Annotated in this window: 17 protein-coding genes; 1 reads left to right on the forward strand and 16 read right to left on the reverse strand. The window is 73.5% G+C overall.

What is annotated here, in order from left to right; translation table 11 throughout:
* Positions 1 to 228: 228 nt before the first annotated feature.
* From ACLJOU_RS33775 to ACLJOU_RS33795, 5 genes are all read right to left on the reverse strand, one after another.
* The gene (locus ACLJOU_RS33775; protein ID WP_410573301.1) at positions 229 to 3,291 is read right to left on the reverse strand and encodes a beta-ketoacyl synthase N-terminal-like domain-containing protein; all 3,063 of its coding nucleotides are present in this window, start codon (positions 3,289 to 3,291) and stop codon (positions 229 to 231) included.
* 21 nt (positions 3,292 to 3,312) lie between these two features.
* Positions 3,313 to 4,074 carry an ABC transporter permease gene (locus ACLJOU_RS33780; RefSeq protein WP_410573302.1) on the reverse strand — a complete coding sequence of 254 codons (762 nt, stop codon included), beginning with the start codon at positions 4,072 to 4,074 and terminating at the stop codon, positions 3,313 to 3,315.
* On the reverse strand, positions 4,058 to 4,900 hold the full coding sequence (locus ACLJOU_RS33785; protein ID WP_410573303.1) for an ABC transporter ATP-binding protein: 843 nt from the start codon (positions 4,898 to 4,900) through the stop codon (positions 4,058 to 4,060). The genes ACLJOU_RS33780 and ACLJOU_RS33785 overlap by 17 nt, the downstream gene beginning before the upstream one ends.
* A gap of 88 nt (positions 4,901 to 4,988) precedes the next feature.
* On the reverse strand, positions 4,989 to 6,527 hold the full coding sequence (locus ACLJOU_RS33790) for an acyl-CoA ligase (AMP-forming), exosortase A system-associated (protein WP_410573304.1): 1,539 nt from the start codon (positions 6,525 to 6,527) through the stop codon (positions 4,989 to 4,991).
* Entirely contained in the window at positions 6,520 to 6,789 is a 270-nt protein-coding gene (locus tag ACLJOU_RS33795; protein WP_410573305.1) for a phosphopantetheine-binding protein, read from the reverse strand. Before ACLJOU_RS33795 ends, ACLJOU_RS33790 begins: the two co-directional genes overlap by 8 nt.
* Positions 6,790 to 6,968: 179 nt before the next feature.
* On the opposite strand from ACLJOU_RS33795, the gene ACLJOU_RS33800 reads away from it, so the two are divergent.
* A complete protein-coding gene (locus tag ACLJOU_RS33800) occupies positions 6,969 to 7,952 on the forward strand; it encodes a LuxR C-terminal-related transcriptional regulator (RefSeq protein WP_410573306.1) in 984 nt (327 codons plus the stop codon).
* A 256-nt stretch (positions 7,953 to 8,208) separates the two neighbouring features.
* On the opposite strand, the gene acpS is transcribed toward ACLJOU_RS33800, so the two are convergent.
* The 11 genes from acpS to ACLJOU_RS33855 form a co-directional block, all read right to left on the reverse strand.
* Positions 8,209 to 8,871, reverse strand: coding sequence for a holo-ACP synthase (gene acpS, locus ACLJOU_RS33805; protein ID WP_410573307.1), 663 nt, complete (start codon positions 8,869 to 8,871; stop codon positions 8,209 to 8,211).
* A complete protein-coding gene (locus ACLJOU_RS33810; RefSeq protein WP_410573308.1) occupies positions 8,868 to 9,617 on the reverse strand; it encodes a hypothetical protein in 750 nt (249 codons plus the stop codon). Before ACLJOU_RS33810 ends, acpS begins: the two co-directional genes overlap by 4 nt.
* Complete coding sequence (locus tag ACLJOU_RS33815; RefSeq protein WP_410573309.1) at positions 9,610 to 10,749, reverse strand: acyl-CoA dehydrogenase family protein; 1,140 nt, start codon at positions 10,747 to 10,749, stop codon at positions 9,610 to 9,612. Before ACLJOU_RS33815 ends, ACLJOU_RS33810 begins: the two co-directional genes overlap by 8 nt.
* Complete coding sequence (locus ACLJOU_RS33820) at positions 10,746 to 11,354, reverse strand: acyl-CoA dehydrogenase family protein (protein WP_410573310.1); 609 nt, start codon at positions 11,352 to 11,354, stop codon at positions 10,746 to 10,748. The genes ACLJOU_RS33815 and ACLJOU_RS33820 overlap by 4 nt, the downstream gene beginning before the upstream one ends.
* Positions 11,351 to 12,298 (reverse strand): 3-oxoacyl-[acyl-carrier-protein] synthase III C-terminal domain-containing protein, encoded by a 948-nt coding sequence (locus tag ACLJOU_RS33825; RefSeq protein WP_410573311.1) that lies wholly within the window; start codon positions 12,296 to 12,298, stop codon positions 11,351 to 11,353. The genes ACLJOU_RS33820 and ACLJOU_RS33825 overlap by 4 nt, the downstream gene beginning before the upstream one ends.
* Positions 12,299 to 12,425: 127 nt before the next feature.
* A complete protein-coding gene (locus ACLJOU_RS33830) occupies positions 12,426 to 13,289 on the reverse strand; it encodes a hypothetical protein (RefSeq protein WP_410573312.1) in 864 nt (287 codons plus the stop codon).
* Positions 13,290 to 13,292: 3 nt separating this feature from the next.
* Entirely contained in the window at positions 13,293 to 13,559 is a 267-nt protein-coding gene (locus ACLJOU_RS33835) for an acyl carrier protein (protein ID WP_003100549.1), read from the reverse strand.
* On the reverse strand, positions 13,556 to 14,854 hold the full coding sequence (locus tag ACLJOU_RS33840; RefSeq protein ID WP_410573313.1) for a type III PLP-dependent enzyme: 1,299 nt from the start codon (positions 14,852 to 14,854) through the stop codon (positions 13,556 to 13,558). Before ACLJOU_RS33840 ends, ACLJOU_RS33835 begins: the two co-directional genes overlap by 4 nt.
* Complete coding sequence (locus ACLJOU_RS33845) at positions 14,851 to 16,194, reverse strand: ATP-grasp domain-containing protein (RefSeq protein WP_410573314.1); 1,344 nt, start codon at positions 16,192 to 16,194, stop codon at positions 14,851 to 14,853. The genes ACLJOU_RS33840 and ACLJOU_RS33845 overlap by 4 nt, the downstream gene beginning before the upstream one ends.
* Positions 16,191 to 17,150: a 3-oxoacyl-[acyl-carrier-protein] synthase III C-terminal domain-containing protein gene (locus ACLJOU_RS33850; RefSeq protein WP_410573315.1), complete on the reverse strand. Its 960-nt coding sequence runs from the start codon at positions 17,148 to 17,150 to the stop codon at positions 16,191 to 16,193. The genes ACLJOU_RS33845 and ACLJOU_RS33850 overlap by 4 nt, the downstream gene beginning before the upstream one ends.
* 23 nt (positions 17,151 to 17,173) lie before the next feature.
* Positions 17,174 to 18,790, reverse strand: a complete 1,617-nt coding sequence (locus ACLJOU_RS33855) for a condensation domain-containing protein (RefSeq protein WP_410573316.1) — start codon at positions 18,788 to 18,790, stop codon at positions 17,174 to 17,176.
* Between the last annotated feature and the right edge of the window lie 67 nt (positions 18,791 to 18,857).

The raw sequence follows: 18,857 nt of genomic DNA on the forward strand, positions 1-18,857 counted from the left end.
GGCACCACGCGTGCTTGGCGGGGCATCGCGGTGATGCCCCGCCAAGCACGGGTGATGCCCGCTCAATCACGTGAGATTCCCGCTTGATCGCGTGTGAAGCCCCGTCGATCGGGGTGCTGAACACCCGGAACGTGGTGGGTCCGCCGCCAATACCCCTGGCGGCGGGCCCATCACCCATAGCGAAAGGGCCCCTTCCCGAATCCCGGGAAGGGGCCCTTTCGCTATGGGTCAGGAACGCTCGGCGATGCGGGCGGCGAGCAGGCGGACCGTCGGGAGCTCGACCACCGCCGTCGCGGGGAGGTTCCAGTGGGCGGCGATGCGGACCGCGCCCGCGGAACGGCCGCCCAGCTCGAAGAAGTTGTCGTCCGCGCCGATCTCCGCGTAGCCCAGTGCGGCGGCCCAGCGGGCCGCCACCTCCTGCTCGAGGCCCGGCTCCGGCTCGACGAACGGCGTGCCCAGCGCCGGCCGCGGCCGGACCGAAGCCGACGCTTCGGTGGACTCGGTGGACTCGGCGGACTCGGTGGACTCGGCGGCCGGCACCGGCCGGGTCAGCGGCACCCCGGAGAGCACGACCTCGGTCAGGTGGTCCGCCGCGGCCACCGCGCCGAGGATCTCCGGAGCGGGGTCCGACGCGGACACCACCGTGGTCCACAGCCCGCGGCCGGCGAGCCGGGCCACCCGGGCCTCGGCCGCCAGCTCACGCCCGGCCGCGTCCGGCCGGACGACGAGAATCCCCCGCCGTCCGCCCAGGTCGGGCAGGACGGCACCGGCGGGCTCCCCCACCCTGGCCGGCCCGTCTGCGGCTCGGTACACCGCGGCGTCCGCGTGCCCCGCCGGCGAGTACGGCTCGTGGTGCGGCCGCCACGACTGGTCGCCGCGCACCGCCAGCGGGGTCTCCGCCCGCAGCACCGCCGCCAGCACCTGGTCGACAGACGCGTCCGCGCCGACATCGACGTGCCGCGCGGTCAGCGCCGTCAGCCCCGCGTGCGACGGCGTGGTCAGGTCGGGGCCCAGCACGCCGACCGCGCCGGAGGTCAGCGTGACCATTCCGGGCCACAACCCGGCTGCCTCCGAGACGTCCCCGGGCGAGCCGCCCAGCGCGAACCCGTGCACGACCGTTCGCGGAACCACGACGAGCGCCCGCAACAACGCGGGCAGGTCGCCCGGCCCGACGACGAAGTCACCGGTGTCCAGGAACGCGAACCCGGGCCCCGGCCGCACGGTGGTCACTTCGCCGCCCGCCAGGGTGATGCGGGAAGCCAGCGCCTCGCCGACCGGATCCGCGGCGAACACCAGCCACGGCCCCGCCGCCCGCGCCCGGCGCTCCAGGCCGGCCAGCGGCTGCGGGTCGAGCCGCCACGACGGCACGTGGGCGACCGGCCGCGGCGCTTCGGCCGACTCGACCCAGAACCGCTTGCGCTGGAAGGGGTACGGCGGCAGCTCGACCCGCCGGGCGGCGCCGCGGTGCAGGGCCGCCCAGTCCACGGTGCAACCCGCGAGCCACAGCCGGGCCAGCATCTCGAGCAAGTCCCCGGAGGCCGCGCCGCCGTCGAGGACCAGCTCGTCCGAGGCGTTCTCGTCCAGCCGGATCCCGAGCCGGGTCAGCCCGGCGGTCAACGCCGACAGCGCGCCGGCGCGGGTCGGGGCGGGCTCGGGGACGTCCTCCCCGGCGAGCAGGCGGTGGACGGCCGAAGCCGTCGAAGCCCAGTCCGAGCCGGTGCCCGCGACCAAGCGGAACCGCGGGTCCCGGCGGCGCGTTTCGCCGTCGATCCAGCGTCCGGGGTCGGCCAGCGCCGCCACCGCGTCCGGCACGTCCCGGACCACCACCGCCCGCCGCAGCGCGAAGTGGCCGCGCGAGACCTGCAGCGTGAAGGCGACGTCGCCGGGATCCACGTCCGGGTGCGACGCCAGGTGGGCGCGCAGCCGGGCGGTCACCTGGTCGAGGGCGGCGGCGTCACCGGCGGAGAACGTCAGCAAGTGGGAACCACCCGACGGCCGAGGCAGCCGAGGTGGGGGCTCCTCGAGGACGACGTGCGCGTTCGTCCCCCCGACGCCGAACGAGCTGACCCCCGCGCGGCGCGGTGTCCCGTCGGCGGGCCACGGCCGATCCGCCGGCAGCACGGTGAACCGGTCGGCCATCGCCGGGTTGGGCGTGCGGAACCCGGCCGTGCCCGGCAGGACGCCGTCACGCAGGTTCAGCGCCGCCCGGATGAGCGAGGTGACGCCGGACGCGCGGTCCAGGTGCCCGATGCTGGGCTTGACCGAGCTGAGCACGCACGGGGCCGCGCGGCCGGGCCCGAAGACGCGGCTCAGCGCGGCCAGCTCGATCGAGTCGCCGAGCGGCGTCCCGACGGCGTGACACTCGACGTACCCGACCGTCTCGGGTTTCACCCCGGCCACGGCCAGTGCGGTGTCGACCACCGCGGCCTGCCCGGCGACGCCGGGGGCGGGGTAGCCGGCGCGGTCGCGGCCGTCGTTGTTGACCGCGGAGCCGAGGAGCACCGCGTGCACGACGTCGCCGTCGGCGAGGGCGTCCTCCAGGCGTTTCAGGGCGACGACGGCGGCACCGGAACCCATCACGGTGCCGTTCGCGTCGGCGTCGAGGGCCCGCACCCGGCCGTCGGGTGACAGGATGCCGCCCTCTTCGAAAGCGTGGCCGCCGGTCTGCGGCAGCGGCAGCGCGGCGCCGCCGGCCAGGGCGAGGTCGCACTCGTAGGTCAGGAGGCTCTGGCAGGCCAGGTGCACCGCGACCAGCGAGGTGGAGCAGTACGTCTGCACGGTGATCGCCGGGCCGCGCAGGCCCAGCTTGTACGACACGAGCGACGTCAGCGAGTCGCGCTCGACACCCGCGGAAAGCAGGGGTTTGCCGCCCGGTTCCGCGGCGAGGCCGGCGAGGTTGCGGGTCAGGTAGTCGGGGAACGCGCAGCCGGCGAACAGCCCGACGGGCAGGCCGGGGTCGGTCGGCCGGTACCCGGCCCGTTCCAGCGCCTCCCACGAGCATTCGAGCAGCAGCCGGTGGTGCGGTTCCAGGGTTTCCGCCTCGCGTGCGCTGAGCCCGAAGGCGGCGGCGTCGAAGGTCTCGACGCCGCCGGCGACCGGCCCGCCGACGCGGACGTGGCCCGGGGTGGCCGGGTCCACGCCCGCGGCGGCGAGCTCTTCGTCGGTCAGTTCCCGCAGGCCGGGGCGCCCGGCCGCGAGGTTGCGGCGCAGCTGCTCGACGTCGGCGGCGCCGGGGAACCGGCCCGCCATTCCGACGAGCGCCACGGCCGGTTCGGGTGCCGGTTCCGTCATGGCAGGGTCCTTTCGGTGACGTCAGAGCAGGTGGCTGCGGCCCCAGCCGTGGGCGAGCCGGTAGGTGGCGAACGCGCCGGTGGCCACGCCGATCCCGAGGACGATCAACGCCGGGCGCAGCATCGCCTCGGCGTTGCCCGCCATGGCCGCGCGGATCAGCGACAGCCCCCAGTACCCCGGGGAGAACGGCGCGATCGCCTGCGCCCACGACGGCATCAGCGACACCGGCAGCAGCGAGCCGCCCAGTGAGCTGATGGTGATCGCGCCGAGGTCGACGGCGACGATCAGGTCACCGCGGCTGCGGACCACTGTGGACAGAGCCGCGCCCATGGCCAGTAGCATGAAGCCCCACAGGCACATCGCGCCGAACACCAGCCCGGGCGAGACCGGGAACGGCATCCCGACCACGAGCCAGCCGTAGATGATGAGCACGCCCTGCTGGATCAGCAGCACGACGAACACCGGGATCGCCTTGCCGATCAGCAGTTCCGCGCGGGCGGCCCGGCTGGCGCGCAGCCGGTCCCAGGTGCGCCACTCGCGTTCGACGAAGATCGCGTTGCCCACGATCGCCATCGCGAACACGGAGAACATCACCAGCTGCCCGGTCACGGCCTCGACCGCGCCGGTGCCCAGCGCCTTCACGTACAGCGGCTGGAACAGCACCATGAAGATCATCGGCGTGATCAGGTAGCTGATCAGCTGCGAGGGGTCGCGCAGGCGCAGGATGGCGTTGTAGCGGACGAGGGCGCCGGCCCGGGACAGGGAATCAGTGCGCGTCGACATCGGTCGTCACCGCCAGGGAGTGGTAGAGGTCGTCCAGGCTGGGGTTGCGCAGTTCGACGGACTCGACGGGCCGCTCCACCTTCGGCAGCAGCTCCAGCAGCGTGCCGGTCGGGTCGGTGGTCGAGACGGTCAGCTGCTCGTCGGCGGTGCGCACGCGGACCTCGCCGGGCAGGCCCGACAGGAGCTCGTCCGCGGCGCCGCGCGCGATCACCCGGCCCTCGGCGGCCACCGCGATGGTGGCCTGCAGGTCGGTCAGTTCGGTCAGGTAGTGCGTGGTGTAGACCACTGCGGCTCCCTCGCCTGCTCGTTGCTTGACCACGTCGAGCAGCGCCTGACGGGTCTCGGGGTCGGCACCGGCGGTCGGTTCGTCGAGCAGCAGCAGCGCCGGCCGGTGCACCAGCGCCGTCGCGGCCTGCGCCCGCCGCTGCTGGCCGCCCGAGAGCAGCCCGCAGGTGCGGTTCAGGAAGCTCTCCAGCCGCAGCGCGGCCGTGAGGTCGTCGATGGCCGAGCGCAGCGCGGCCCGGCGCAGGCCGGCCAGGCGGCCGTACAGCTCCAGGTGCTCGCGCACGGTCAGGGGGCGGTAGAGGGCGATGTGCTGCGGGGAGATGCCGATGCGGTCGCGGGCACGCGTCGGCGATTCGCCGTCGACGAGCACGGTTCCGCTGTCCGGGCGCAGCAGCCCGGACACCATCTCGACGAACGTGGTCTTGCCGGCGCCGTTGTGGCCGACCAGCCCGACGATCTCACCCGGGGCGACCTCGAGGCTGAAGCCGTCGAGGGCCTGCACTTCGTCGTAGCGTTTGCGGAGGTCGATTGCTTGCAACATAGGGATCGCTCCTTGCGATTCACGGCAACTGGACTGTCGCACGGGGACCACGGGAAAGAGACACTCCCGCGGTGGCAGGTAACTGCCGTCATTCGGTGCCGGCGGGCACCGCGGTCAACGTCTCGCGCAGCGCGACGCGGTCGAACTTGCCGTTCACCGACCGGGGCAGCTTCGGCAGCACCTCGACGTGGCGCGGCAGCATGTACGCGGGCAGTTCCCTGGCCAGCGCCCGGGAAACCGCCTCGGCGTCGACCTCGGGGGCGACGGCCAGCACGATCCGGTGGCCCAGCACCGGATCCGGCACGCCGAACGCGGCCGCCTCCCCCACCAGGCCCGTCGCGTACACGGCCTCTTCGACCTCGGCGGGGCTCACGCGATAGCCCGACGTCTTGATCATCTCGTCGGTCCGGCCGACGAAGTACAGGAAGCCGTCCTCGTCGCGGTAGACGGTGTCCCCCGACCAGACGGCGATCTCCGGACGCACCAGGCCGTCCGGACCCGGCACCGGGCGGAACCGTTCCGCCGTGCGCCCGGGGTCGTTCCAGTAGCCGAGCGCCACGAGCGCGCCGCGGTGCACCAGCTCGCCGTGCTCGCCGGGCGGGCAGGGCGTTCCGTCGGGCCGCAGCACGAGGACTTCGGCGTTCGGGATCGCCTTCCCGATCGAGCCGGGACGGCGGTCGGCCTCGGCCGGGTCGAGGTAGGTGGAGCGGAACGCTTCGGTGAGGCCGTACATCAGGAACGGTTGCGCCTCCGGGAAGATCTCGCGCAGGCGCGTCAGGGTGGCGCGCGGCATGCGGCCACCGGTGTTGGCGAAGTACCGCAGCCGGGCGGTCGCCTCGGCGGGCCACTCCTGCGTCACCAGCTGGAGCCACAGCGGCGGCACGCAGGTCAGCGCCGTGACGCCGTGCCGCGCGCAGAGCCGCACGATCTCCTTGGGCAGCAGGTAGTTCACGAGCACGACGTGCGCACCGGCGGCGAACGCGGTGGTGAGCTGGCTGAACCCGGCGTCGAAGCTGAGCGGCAGGGCGGCGAGCACGACGTCGTCGCGGGTGTGGCCGAGGTATTCCGCCACGCTCGCGGCGCCGGCGAGCAGGTTGCGGTGGGACAGCACGACACCCTTGGGGCCGCCGGTGCTGCCGGAGGTGTACATGATGGCGGCCGGGTCCTGGTCGATCACCGCGCCGGCGCCGGGCACCGCGACCGGCTCGGCCGCGGTCAGCGCGTCCCATCCGGGCTGTCCGAACACCACGACGGGGGTCGACTCGGGCAGCGCTTCGCGGACCGTCGCCAGGCGCTCGGTGGTCGTGAGCACGACCGCCGGGGTGCAGTCGGTGGCGACGTGGGCGATGTGCCGGGCTTTGAACAGCGGGTTCAGCGGTACCAGCACCGCGCCCGCGGCGGCGGCCGCGAAGAGCGCGACGACGGTTTCCAGGCGCTTCTCCGCGTACACCGCCACCCGGTCGCCGCGGCGCACCCCGAGCCGGTGCAGGCCCTGGGCGACGCGCGCGACCTGGTCCTGGAGCTCGGCGTAGGTCAGCGTGCGGTCCTTGTGGGTCAAGGCCGGATCGCCGGGCGCCCCCCGGGTGAGGAGCCGGTCGAGCCGCACCGGGGCGGCCGCCTCAGACATCGGCGGGCTCCGGCACGACGAACTCCGCGACGGCGGCCCACAGGGTGCCCGCGGTGGCGAAGGTGTCCTCGGTGAGCAGCTCGTCCGGCAGCTCGAAGCCGAAGGTCTCCTCCAGGTCGGTGACGAGCTGCACGACGCCCATCGAGTCGAGCCCCAGCGCGGCGAGGTCGTCGTCCTCGGCGATCCGGTCCCCGAGCGCGTAGGGCAGGTGCGCGATCAGGATTTCGAGGAACCCTTGCGGGATGGGAGAAGTGTCAGGCATTTCGTCACCCTGTTTCGCTTTCGGCGGTCAACCGTGTCCTCCCGAGGACACCACCGGCCGGACTCATCGGGCTCTCACGCCGCTCTCATCGCGCCACCGCCGGGCGAGAGCGGCGTGAGAGTGCACCGAGAAGACCGGCTGCGACGGTGAACCGGAGAAGCCGAGTCCTTGGAGGCACGATGTCGACGGCCACACTCCCGCCGCCCGGGGCGTTCTCCGTGCCCGAGCCGGACCCCGAAGCCGAGCTGTACCGCTACGCGACCCGCTGCGGCCGGATCTCGTCCGTGGACACCGCCGCGGCGCACCTCGGTCTGCCCGCGGACACGGTCCAGGCGGCCGCGGCCCGCCTCGTGCAGCTGCACCTGCTGCGGGCGGTCGACGGCGCGCTGGTCCCCCGCGAACCCGAGGCGGCCGCGGAGCTGGTCGTGACGCCGCTGGAACGCGCGATGTACGAACGGCGCGAGATGGCCGACCGCCTGCGCGAGCGCATCGACGGCATCACCCGGGCCCCGGCCGGCGCCGCGGGCACGCTCGACCGCTTGGAGGGCATCGCCGAGATCCGCGGCCTGATCAAGCTGGCGGCCGAGGTCTGCCGCGACGAGCTGGTGGTCCTCCACCCGGGCGAAGCGGCCGACGACCTGGTGGACGAGCTGCTGGACGCGTGCTATTCGGTGCTGGGCGAAGGTGTCGGCGTCCGGGTGGTGTGCCCGCACCGCAGCCGCGCGGGGTACGCGGCCCGGGCGCGGCTGACCCAGCTCGCGGGCCGCGGAGCGGACATCCGCACGCTGAGCCGGGTCCCGCAGGCGGCGGTGGTGTTCGATCGTTCCCTGGCCGTCACGCTGGACGTCGACGACCTTTCGGCCCGCCGGGTCCGCGACCAGGGCATGGTGCGGTTCCTGCTGGGCCTGTTCGACCAGCTGTGGGACGGCGCGACGCCGTTTTCGGCCGAGGACCAGGGCTACAGCGGCGAGATCGCCCACGACCTGCAGCAGACGATCGCCCGCCTGATGGCCCAGGGGCTGACGGACGAGGTCGTGGCACGCCGGCTCGGGATGTCGGTGCGGACGTGCCGCCGGCACATCGCCGCGATGCTGCAGAACCTCGACGCGGTCTCCCGCTTCCAGGCGGGCGTTCAGGCGGCCTCCCGCTTCACCCTCGCCTGACCCCGCGCCCCGGCCCGAGCGCCCCAAGGCGGCCTTGGTTGCGTCTGACGCACCGAAGGCCACATTGGGTGCGTCACACGCACCGAAGGCCACATTGGGTGCGTCTCACGCACCGAAGGCCACATTGGTTGCGTCTCACGCACCCAAGGCCACCTTGGGTGCGTCTCACGCACCGAAGGCCACCTTGGGGCGCTTGGGGCCGTTGCAGCCGAGAAGGGGCCTTCCGCTTGCGGAAGGCCCCTTCTCTCTGCCCGCCCTACCAGCCGGCGGCCTCCGCCACGACCCCGTAGGTCCGCCGCAGGTCGGTCATCCGGTAGATGCCGGCCTCCGGAACGCGGATGCCGTACCGGTGCTCGATCCGGGCGAGCAGCTCGATCACCACCACCGACGTGACCCCCAGATCGCCCGCGAAGGACTCCGCGGTGGCCACTTCGGTGGCGGGCACCGAGAACAGGTCGGCGGCCAGGGCCGCCAGTTCGTCGAACCGGGCGGGGACCGGCGCGGCGAGAGGAGGCGCGGCCGCGCGGCGGAACGGGCGGGGCGGCCGGGCGCACCCCGCCGCCGCGACCGCGACCACCAGGTCGGCCTGGTGGCTCAGCGTCACCACGATCTCCTCGAGGCCCGCCTCGTCCGCGATCTCCGCCGCGCCGCCGCCCAGGGTCACCAGCGGCGCTCCCCAGTCGTCGTTGGTGACCTCGATGTCACGCCAGCGCAGGCCCTGGCCGAAACCCCGGCCCAGCATCTTGCACGTGGCCTCCTTGACGGAAAACCGCCCGGCCAGCCGTTCCAGGGACCGTTCGGCACCCATCCGGGCGGCCTGTTCCAGCTCCACCGGGGTGAAGACCAGCGTCCGGTACCGGGGGTGCGCCGCGACCTCCGCGAACCGCGGGATCGACATCAGGTCCACGCCGATTCTCATCCACTCCGCCCCCCGAGCAGGCTCGCGGTGGCGGCGGGCACCAGCCGCAGCGCGGCGACGTCGAGCGCGAGCAGCGAAAGCCAGCCTTCGCGCAGCGGCCCGCGCGTGTGCAGCAGGACGCGGTGGCCGTCGGCGACCACGCCTTCGGCCAGGGCCGCGCAGAACGCCAGCCACGCGTCGCACGGGCCGCGGCCGGCGAACCGGTGGTCGCCGGCGAGTGCGGGTTTTCCTTCCCCACAGCCGGAAACCACCAGCGCCGAGGAACCACGTCGCAGCCGGACGCCGACCGCGGCGAACCGCGGGTGGCCGGCCGCCGCGTCGGCGAACAGCGGTTCGTCGCAGATCACCGCCGTCGCCTCCGTCTCGACCGCCCACTCCAGCAGCCCGAAGACCGCCGTGCCGCCGAGCTCGTCCAGGTGCGTGAGGCCGACGTCCTCGCCCGCCCAGCCGCTGCGGTGCACCAGCCCGGCCAGCGCGGCCACGTTCGGGTCGCGCAGCGGGCCCGACCGTACGAAGAACAGCGGCTGCGGCACCGCGGGCGGCCCCAGGGCCGCGAGCACCTGCGCGGTGACGTCGACGTCGTCGTCCTCCGGGATCCGGACCATCAAGCGGGACAACGGGATCCCGGCGGCGGCCAGCCGCTCGGGCGGCACCAGGTCGGCCGCGCCGGGCAACGCCGACAGCGGCACGTACTCCTCGCGCCGCGCGGCGGCGAACGCGATCGTGTCAATCCCCAGGTCAGGCATCGGCGTCTCCCGCCTGGTACCCGCGCGCCACGTGGAGGCGGTGGATGTTGCTGGTGCCCTCCATGAACTCGAACGCGGGCACGTCCCGCGTCCACTTCTCCAGCAGCGGGTGCTCGACGAGGCCGGCCGGGCCGAGCGCGGCCGACGCCCAGTGCGCCGTGTCCACCGCCAGGCGGACCGCGCCGAGCTTCGCGGCGCTGGAGAGGTAGCCGCGCTCGGGGTCGCGGTCGATCCGCGCCGCGGCTTCGTACACCAGCTCGCGGCCCGCTTCGGCCCGCGCCAGGGCGAGCTGGCCGCCCGGGGCGTTCTTGCGGTGCTCCAGGACGTACTCGACCATCGCCAGCGCCGTGCCCACGGCGGACGCGGCGATCCGCACCCGCATGTGGTTGAACGTCGTGATGGCGGCGAAGATCCCCCGCCGCGTCGCCGGCAGGTGGTCGCCGAGCATCCGGCCGGGCGGGATTTCGACGTCGGCGAAGGACAGCCGGCTGATGTAGGCGCCGCGCAGGCCGATCATCTCGAGCTTTTCGCCGTGCCAGCCGGGCGCGGGGACCTCGACCAGCGCCGCGCGGATCGACAGCGCGCCGCGGCCGGTGCGGCCGAACACCACGCCGACGGTGCCGCGCGCGGCGTTGCCGACGTAGCACTTGGCGCCGGTGAGCCGCCAGCCCTCGCCGTCGCGGTCGAAGCGGGTCTCCATCGCCGTCGCGTCGTTGCCGCGGCCCTCTTCGGTCATCGCGAAGAACGACCAGCGGCGGCCGCCGTGCATCCGGGTGAAGAACCACTCCTGCTGCTCGGGCGTGCCGAGCAGCTCGACGAACACCCCGGCCAGGCCGGGTGACGGGCAGGCCAGGATGGCTCCGACGTCGCCGCGGGCCAGCTCGATCAGCCCGGCCACGTTCTCCAGGCACGACCCGCGCTCCATCGCCCGCAGCAACGGCGTCGACGGCAGCGACTCGCGGTACTGCGGCGGCGTGTCGGCCTGCCGGACCATCTCGAACACGGGCGAGTTGTAGTGCTCCTCCATCGCGTCCGGGTCGGTGTCGATGGCCAGGGCCCGCGCCCGCAGGTCGACGGCCGCCTCCCGGCTCAGGTCGCGGACCGCGCGGACGCGGTCGCTCAGCTCGATCATGCCGGTTCTCCTTCCGGTTCCCGGTCCACCCAGGTGCCGGCCACCAGGGCCGAGACGTAGAGCGACCGCGCGGGTGAGGTGGCCAGGAAGCCCGAGGCACCGAGGTGCTGGGCCACCCGCCAGCCCAGCTCGTCCAGCTCGCGGTGGACGTCGGCCACGGCGACCGGGTGCCGCTGCGAGCGCACCTGGGCACGCAGCCGTTCCACCGCGGCCAGCACGTCGCCGATCGCGCCCACGATCAGCTGCTTGCGGATCAGCGGTTCGTCGCCGGAGGTCCGGTTCGACAGGTGCTCGACGACGTGGTCGAGCACCGAGCGCAGCACGCCGAGGCGCACGGCGGCCAGGTGCCGGCCGACTTCGGCCAGTTCGTGGGCGTCCCGCTCTTCGCGGGGACGGCCCGGACAGGCGAGGAAGACGATGTCCTCGCGATCGGCCAGGCTGTGCGTGCGCACTTCGGCGCCTTCGGGCACCGCACCGGCGGGCACGGCCGCGTACCGGCCGGGGGCCAGCCGGTCGGCCGGGGTGGCGGGCAGGGCCCGCGCGAGACCGGCGGCGAGGCCGGCACTGCGTGCGGTCCGCTCGCATTCGAGCAGGCTGGTGGTCACTTCTCCTCCACGACCTCGACGATCACCGACTGGAAATAGGCACCCTGGCCCACGGAGACCAGGGCGCAGCGCTGTCCGGGACGCAGCCGGCCGGCCGCGTCGGCGTGCTGCAGGGCGAGCAGGGAGTCCACCCCGAAGTTGTGCCCCCGCTCGGCGACCAGGTCCAGGGGGATCCGGTCGAACGGGAAGCCGGACAGCCCGCTGAAGGTGCGCCAGAACATCCGGTTGGACAGGTCCGGCAGCACCCAGTCCACATCGGACAACGTGAGGCCGGCGTCCCGGGCCGCGGCGCCCACGACCGCCACCGCCTGCTCGCAGCACACCTTGCCGAAGAGCGTGAACTCCTCCTTGGTCATCCGCAGGCTGCGGTGGAACCGCGTGTCGCGGGTGCTCGCGCCGCCGAGGTAGCGGTAGCGCGCCGGGCCGCGGGACACCACGAGCGCCGCGGCCGTGTCACCCGCGATGGTGGTGCCCGGGATGTAGCGGCCGCGGTCGCTCGCGCTGCCCTGGTCGCCGCCGAGCACGAGCACCCGGTCGTCCGGGGCCGCGCCGGGCCGGCTCAGGTAGCGCCGGGCCAGCTCGACCGAGCGCAGCACCGACGTGCAGTTGACGTGCGACACCCCGAAGAACGGGACGCCCGGCAGCCCGAGCGCGTCGCGCAGCCGGTCCGGGAACTGCCCGCACAGGTCCAGCTCGGCGATGAGCAGCGTGTGGCCGTAGAGCACCAGGCTCGCCCGGCCGCCGCCGAGCGCGGTCCGCCCGGCCTCGGCCAGGTGGTCCGCCATCCGTTCGCCCGGCGCGAGCACCGGGCTGTCGCGCAGGCCGTAGATGCGGCCGAACATGCGCCGCTCCAGGGGTTTGGCGCCCGACCGCACGAGCACGTCGTCGACGGGCTCGACGCGGCCGGGCAGCCGCACGGCGACCCGGGACAGCCCCGTGTCCATCAGCACTCCCTCCTCAGCCCACGCGTGTCGACTCCCTGATCACGCGTGTCGACCCTCTGATCACGCGTGTCGACTCTGTGATCACGCGTGTCGACCCTTCGCGCACGGGCGGAAGCCGGCGCGCCCATCAGTGCTCCCTCCCCGGCACGAGCAGGCAACTGCAGAACGTGCCGCCCGCGGGTTCGAAGTCGGCCAGCAGCACCGGTTCCTCGAGCGGCCACCGGCGCGCGAGCCCCGCCCACACACCCGTGCACCACAGGTCCGGCACCGGTTCGACGCGGCCGGCGTACGGGGTGCCGGCGAGCCGCTTGGCCAGCCCGGCGCCGGCCAGCACGTCCACACCCGGGTGCCGGTAGAGCACGTCGGCCAGGGCGAGGGTGGCGGTGTGCGGCCCGGTCCCGCCGAGCCGCACCTCCTCCAGCTCGGTCACGGCGACGTCGCCGGTCGCGCCGGCCTGCAGCAGCACCGCCGCGTCGGGCCGGTGCGTGGCGGGGTGGCCGCTGTCCCACAGGACGGCGTTCTGGTCGTACACCAGCAGTGCCGCCTGCGTCGCCTCGCCGAGCCGGCACATGCCGTCCAGCAGGCGCAGCGCGGTGAACGCCGCCCCCGGACCGGGCCCGGCGACCGAGCACGGTTCCGGGTTGCCGGGCAGGCGTCCGGCGAGGTAGCAGCCGGCGACTTCGGAGTGGTACAGGTCGGGCGAGTGGTAGGCGAGCACCACCGCGTCGAGCGGCGGCAGCGGAGTGTCCGCCTCCGCCAGCAGGGCCTCGGTCATCTCGATGAACCCGTTGCCGGTGCGGGCCAGGAAGTCCTCCTGGTCGGCTGCGGCGCCGAAGGTCTCGACCATCAGCCGGGCCAGCTCCGGGCGCATCCCGAACACCGGCTTGGCGCGTTCGGTGAACACCCGGTGCGTGACGCCGGTCAGGTGCACCCCGGCCGGGCGTGGGGGCCCCGCGGCCCGCCCGGGGGGCGCAAGGGTTTGCAGGGACATGGCTCAGACCGCCGCGGCGGCCCTGGCGAAGGCCGACTCGATGTAGTCGGTCAGGCTGCCGACCGTGCGGAAGACCTCCGGCCCCAGCTCGTCCGGGTCGATCTCGAGGCCGATCGTGTCCTCGAGGCTCATCAGCAGCTCGATGACGCTGGTGGAGTCGAGCGCCAGGTCCTCGAACAGGCGCAGCTCCGGGGTGACGCCGCCGATCTCCTTGTTGAGCACGGCGGACAGGGCGATCTCCAGGTGGGCGACGATCTCGGTGCGGTTCATCTCGGCTCACTTCCCATGCTGTCGGTAAGGGGCTGGTGCAGGTGCTGCTTGCGCAGCAGGTCCGCGGGCTCGTCGCGGTCGCGGACCAGGAAGGCCGCACCCCCGCGCACGAGCACCTCGGCGGGGAACCCGTGGCTGAGGAACAGCCCGGGCGAGGCCGACGGCCCGTAGGCGCCGGAGTTCAGGACGCCGACCAGGTCGCCGGGGCGCAGGTCGGGCAGTTTCACCTGCTTGAGCAGGGTGTCGTTGGGCGTGCACAGGGGGCCGGTGACGGTCCACGGGCCCGGCTCGACGGTGTCGTCGGTGTCCTCGCCGGCCGCGCGCGGGGTGAGCAGCACGGCCGGGAAGTTCCGCTTGACGAACGACCCGATGCCGACGGCGGCCATGTGGTGGTGGGTGCCGCCGTCCGCGATCGCGAACCGCTCCCCCATCGACTCCTTGACGTACCGGACGCCGAGCACGTAGACCCCGGCGCGGCCGGCCAGGAACCGGCCGGACTCCATGATCAGTCGCGTCGCCGGGTGCTTCCGGTGGAACTCCTCGAGCATGGGGTTGATCTCGGCGGCCACGTCGGCCGCTTCGAGGTCGTCCTCGCCTTCGAAGTAGGCGACGCCGAGGCCGCCGCCGATGTCGACGGCTTCCAGCCGGATCCCGGTCTCGGCGACCACCCGCTCGGCCAGGTCGAGGGCGTAGCGCGTGTTCTTGCCGATGACGTCGGCGTCGAGGATGCGCGTGCCCATGTAGACCTGGATGCCGGCGACGTCGGCGTGGCGGTATCCGGCCAGCCGCGGCCCGGCCGCGAGGACCTGGGCCTCGTCGATGCCGAACTGGCGGGGCTTGCCGCCCATGGTCAGCCGGGACCCGCTGATCGCGCAGGTCGGGTTGATCCGCAGCAGCACCCGCTGCTGCTTCCCGAGCTCGGCGCCGAGCCGTTCGATGTCGTCCAGCTCGGCGAAGGACTCGCAGACGATCGCGTAGACGCCGGTTTCCAGGCAGGCCCGCAGTTCCTGCTCGCTCTTGCCGGGGCCGAGGAAGATGATGTCGCCGGGCCGCGCCCCGGCCTGCAGCACGGTCTGCAGCTCCACAATGGACGACACCTCGGCCCGCGCGCCACCGGCGTGCAGGGCGGCGAAGACGCTGATGTTCGGGTTGGCCTTCAGCGAGTAGAAGACCTCGATCGCCGGGTGCAGCACCGCGCGCAGGCCGGTGATCGTGTCGTGCAGGACGTCGCCGTCGTAGACGTAGAGCGGCGTGCCGAAGCGCGCGGCCAGGTCCTGGTAGTCGATGTCGGTCATGCCTCGGTCCCTGCCATTTCCGCGAGGCGGCGCTCGGCTTCGGTCCGGACGGCGAGGGCTTCCTCGGGCGAGTCCCCGACGCAGATCGCGTAGAGACGGCCGTGGAAGGAGCCTTCGCCGGTGAACGCGGCGTTGAGCGTCGCGAAGTTGTTGACCAGCACGCCGGTGTCGCCGGCGCCGGTGAAGAACAGATCGCCGAGTGCGCTTTCCACCTCGGCGAAGGTGTGCTCCCGCTGGACCTTCAGCGAGAAGGTCGCGGCGATGGCGTGCCGGCCCTCGGGGATGAACTTCTCCGCGATCCGGCTCTGGTAGGTCGACATGTTGAACCGGGCGTTGATCTCCAGGCACGGGTAGAGCGTGCCGTCGGCGGCGAGCATCGCGTCGACGCCGACCATCCCGAAGAAGCCTTCGTCGTGCAGTGCGCGCCCGATCTTCTCGACGGCTTCGGCCAGCTCGCGGGCCGCGACCGGCGGCAGCTCGACCGGGAAGCGGTGGCCCTGGTGGACGCCGTTCTTCAGCACGGCCGCCTTGACCGTCTCGAACCGGACGCCGCCGGTGCGGGAGACGACGAACTGGTAGTTGAGGTCCTGGGCGTGCTCGATCCAGGACTCGACGACCAGGTTCGCGGGCGCGTCGGCACCGCGCCGCTCGATCAGGCGCAGCAGGCGGTTCGCGCCGCGCTCGTCCTCGACGACGACCATGCCGCGCCCGGAGACGCCGAGCGACTCCTTGACCACGACCCGGCCGCCCAGGGCCAGCTGCGCGGTGAGGGCCTCGCGCAGCTCCCCGACCGTGTGCACCACCCGGCCGGGCACCTGGCGCAGGCCGAGGGAGTCGACCAGGCCGCGGCTGAACACCTTGCCGTTGACCGCCTTGCAGATCTGCGCGGTGGAACCGGCCAGCGGCAGCCCGGACTCCTTGGCCAGGGCCTCCTCCGACGCCGAGATGCCCAGCGGCATCAGGTAGGTGTTGCCGTCGGCCAGCTCCCGCAGCTTGCCCAGCAGCTCCGGTGAGTTCAGCGCGTCCTCGGTCACCATCGCGTCGGGGTCGTTGTGCTCGGCGATCAGCGTCGAGCCGTCGGCCGCGCCGATCCGGGCGAGGTACCCGGCGAACGCGGGGTCCATGGGTGCCTTGAGCACCACCAGGTCGCCCTCGCCGGCCAGCAGCGCACCCATCTCCTCCATGCGGTTGACCGTGGCCCCCGCGAACGAGATGCCGGCGCCGGGCAGTTTCGGCTCGCCCACCGCCCAGCTGCGCTCCACCTCGAAGTTGTTGACGAAGACGAACCGCGCACCGGCGTCGCCGGTGAGGTCCTTCTTCAGCCGTGCCACGAAATTCATCTCTGGTTCCCTTCTCCGATCTCGACGACGGCCGCCGCGAAGGTCGCCCCGAGGCCGGCCGAAGCCAGCAGCACGAGGTCCCCCGGATCGACCCGCCCGTCCGCGCGCGCCGCCGCCAGGTTGATGAACGGGTCGGAGCTGTAGCAGTGGGCGTACTTCCCGACGTTGTCGAGGAACACGCGGTCCCGCGGCACGCCCAGCGCGCCGGTGATGCGTTTCCACGACAGCTTGTTGACGTTGTGCGGCAGGATGGCGGCGATGTCCACGGCATCGACCCGGGCGTCGTCGAGCGCGTCCTGCATGACCTGCGCGAGCGCGTCCGGGTAGACGTGCTTGTACTGCAGCTGCAGCGCCTCGTCGCAGTCGATGCCGCGGTAGAACTCGCCCAGCACGGTCAGCGCGCGCCCGAGGACGCGGTCGCCGCGCGGGTCCGGGCCGAGCAGCACCGCGGCGGCGCCGTCACCCTGGATGGTGGTGTCGCGGATCAGCCGGGCCTCGTGCATCAGCACCTTGTCGCCGGTCAGCACGAGCACCCGGTCCCCCGGCGCCGCGGTCGCCAGCAGCGACCGCGCGACGTGCAGGGCGTGGATGCCGACCACGCAGTTGAGGTGCGACAGGCTGAACGCGGTCGCGCGGGCCAGCCGCAGCCGCGTGCGCACGTCCTCCAGGAGACCGGGCGTGGCGACGGCGACGTGCTGCATGGTGTGCGCGTGGACGAGGAAGCGGACCGAGTCGCGGTCCGTTCCGGCGAGCACGCGCTCCCCGGCGCCCGCCAGCAGGTCGGCCAGGTCGAGGCCGTCGGCGACGGCGACGCGGTCGAGCCCGAGGAAGCGGGTGAAGAAGCGCAGCTGCGTCGCGTCGAGGCCGAGCGGGCCGGCCAGGTCCGCGACCGGCAGGCTCGTCTCCGGCACGAACGACGCCACCCGTTCCAGGCGGGGTGCTTCGAGCAGGGACATGGGTTTCCTCCTCTTCTTCCGGCTCAGCCGCGCGCCGGCACGAGTTCGTGCGCGAGCGCGGACAGGGGGCGGGCGGTGGTGAACGGCACGAGCCCGGCCGACCAGCCGCGCTCGTGCAGGGCTTCGACGACGCGGGGCAGGCGCAGCACGCGCCCGCCCGCGCCGAGGTAACTGCGGGCCGGGTCGACGTCGTCGAGGCCGTTGACCTCGGCCACGACCTCGGTGAGGACCCGTTCGGCGGGCGCGGTTCCGGTTCGTTCGGCGTCGGCTTCGGACCGGGTCCGCCGCGGCTCGGGCGGGGTGAAGCCGATGAGCCTGGCGGCCTCGCTGACCCGCAGGTCGGTACCGGGGTCGCGGTGGGCCTCGACGAGCCGGGCGTACCCGCGCAGGAACCGCTCGACGGCGTCCGCGTCCATCACGGCGTCCAGTGCCTGCAGGGCGAGGGTGATGCCGTCGGCCCATTCGTAGACGCGCAGGTAGCTGTCCGAACCGGCGAGCGCCCAGTCGGCGGGGGCGGCGTTGACCGCGTACCGGTCGCGCTTGGCCCGGCACGAGCGCGGTGCGTTGTCGAGGAAGTTCAGCTCCGCGACCACCCGCACCTGCGTCCCACGCCGCGCGCTTTCCTCGGCGACCAGCTCGTACACGCGGTCGTAGGGCACGTGCGCGTTCGCCATCGCCTGGCTCACGCGGGTGGCGGACGCCTCGACCACGGCGGAGAACCGCGGGTCGCCGCCGAGGTCGGCGAGCACCGGCGTCGGGTAGGACAGGCACGTGACGGCGCCGCCGAAGCCGCTGGCGTCCCGCTGGCTGGTGTACATCCGGTGGGCGACCAGCGTTTCGCCGGTGTAGGCGGCGAGGGTGACGGCATAGGCGGCGAGGTGCACGGCCGAGGGCCACACGTGTTCGCGCGCGGCGATCGCCCGGGCGGCCGACAACAGCGTCGGGACGGTGAAGGAGGCGCTGTGCGCGGCCTCGGAAGCCCTGCGGCGTGCGGAAAAGACGTCCGAGGGAAGCTTCTCGACGATCTCGTGCCAGTGAGCCAGGGCGGGTTCGATGTCGGCCTCGGTGCGGCTCTCCTCGAACCGCGCGAGGTCCACCGGCTGGTCCTCGACCGGGGTGAGCACGGCGGGCCGGCCCTCGGTGCGCGCGGCCAGGAGCTCGTCGAGCTCGGCGGCCAGGCGGTCGAGGGCGACGTCGTCGAAGGCCAGGTGGTTGAAGACCAGGTGCAGCCGGACCAGGCGGCCGCCGGTGGTCACCACGCAGGCCCGCAGCGGCCAGTCGCGGGCCAGGTCGAACGGCGTGCGGGTGAGGTCGGCGATGACGGCCACGGGCGCCGGGGTGCCGTCGTCCTCCGTGGTCGCCTCGAGCACCGGCTGCGGTGCCGGCGGCTGCACGACCTGGCGCGGCCAGGCGCGGCCGTCGGCGGCGGTGCCGGTGAGGTCGTAGACCGTGCGCAGGACTTCGTGCCGGCGCACCAGGTGCGTCAGGGCGGCGCGGACGGCCGCGACCGTGCAGCCCGCGGGCAGCGGGTAACTGGTGCCGATGTGCGCCTCGTGCCGGGACGGCGCCGGCACCCGCAGGTACCGCAGCAGGTGGTGGTGCTGTCCCCAGCAGAGGTTCGCGCTCTTCGCCTCGGGCATCCGGGGCCTCCAACCGTGAATCGTCGTACGCCGATAGTGGGCGGCCCCGGCGAAAATGGTTAGCCCT

It is taken from the genome of Amycolatopsis sp. cmx-4-61 (assembly GCF_046548775.1).
GTDB lineage: Bacteria > Actinomycetota > Actinomycetes > Mycobacteriales > Pseudonocardiaceae > Amycolatopsis.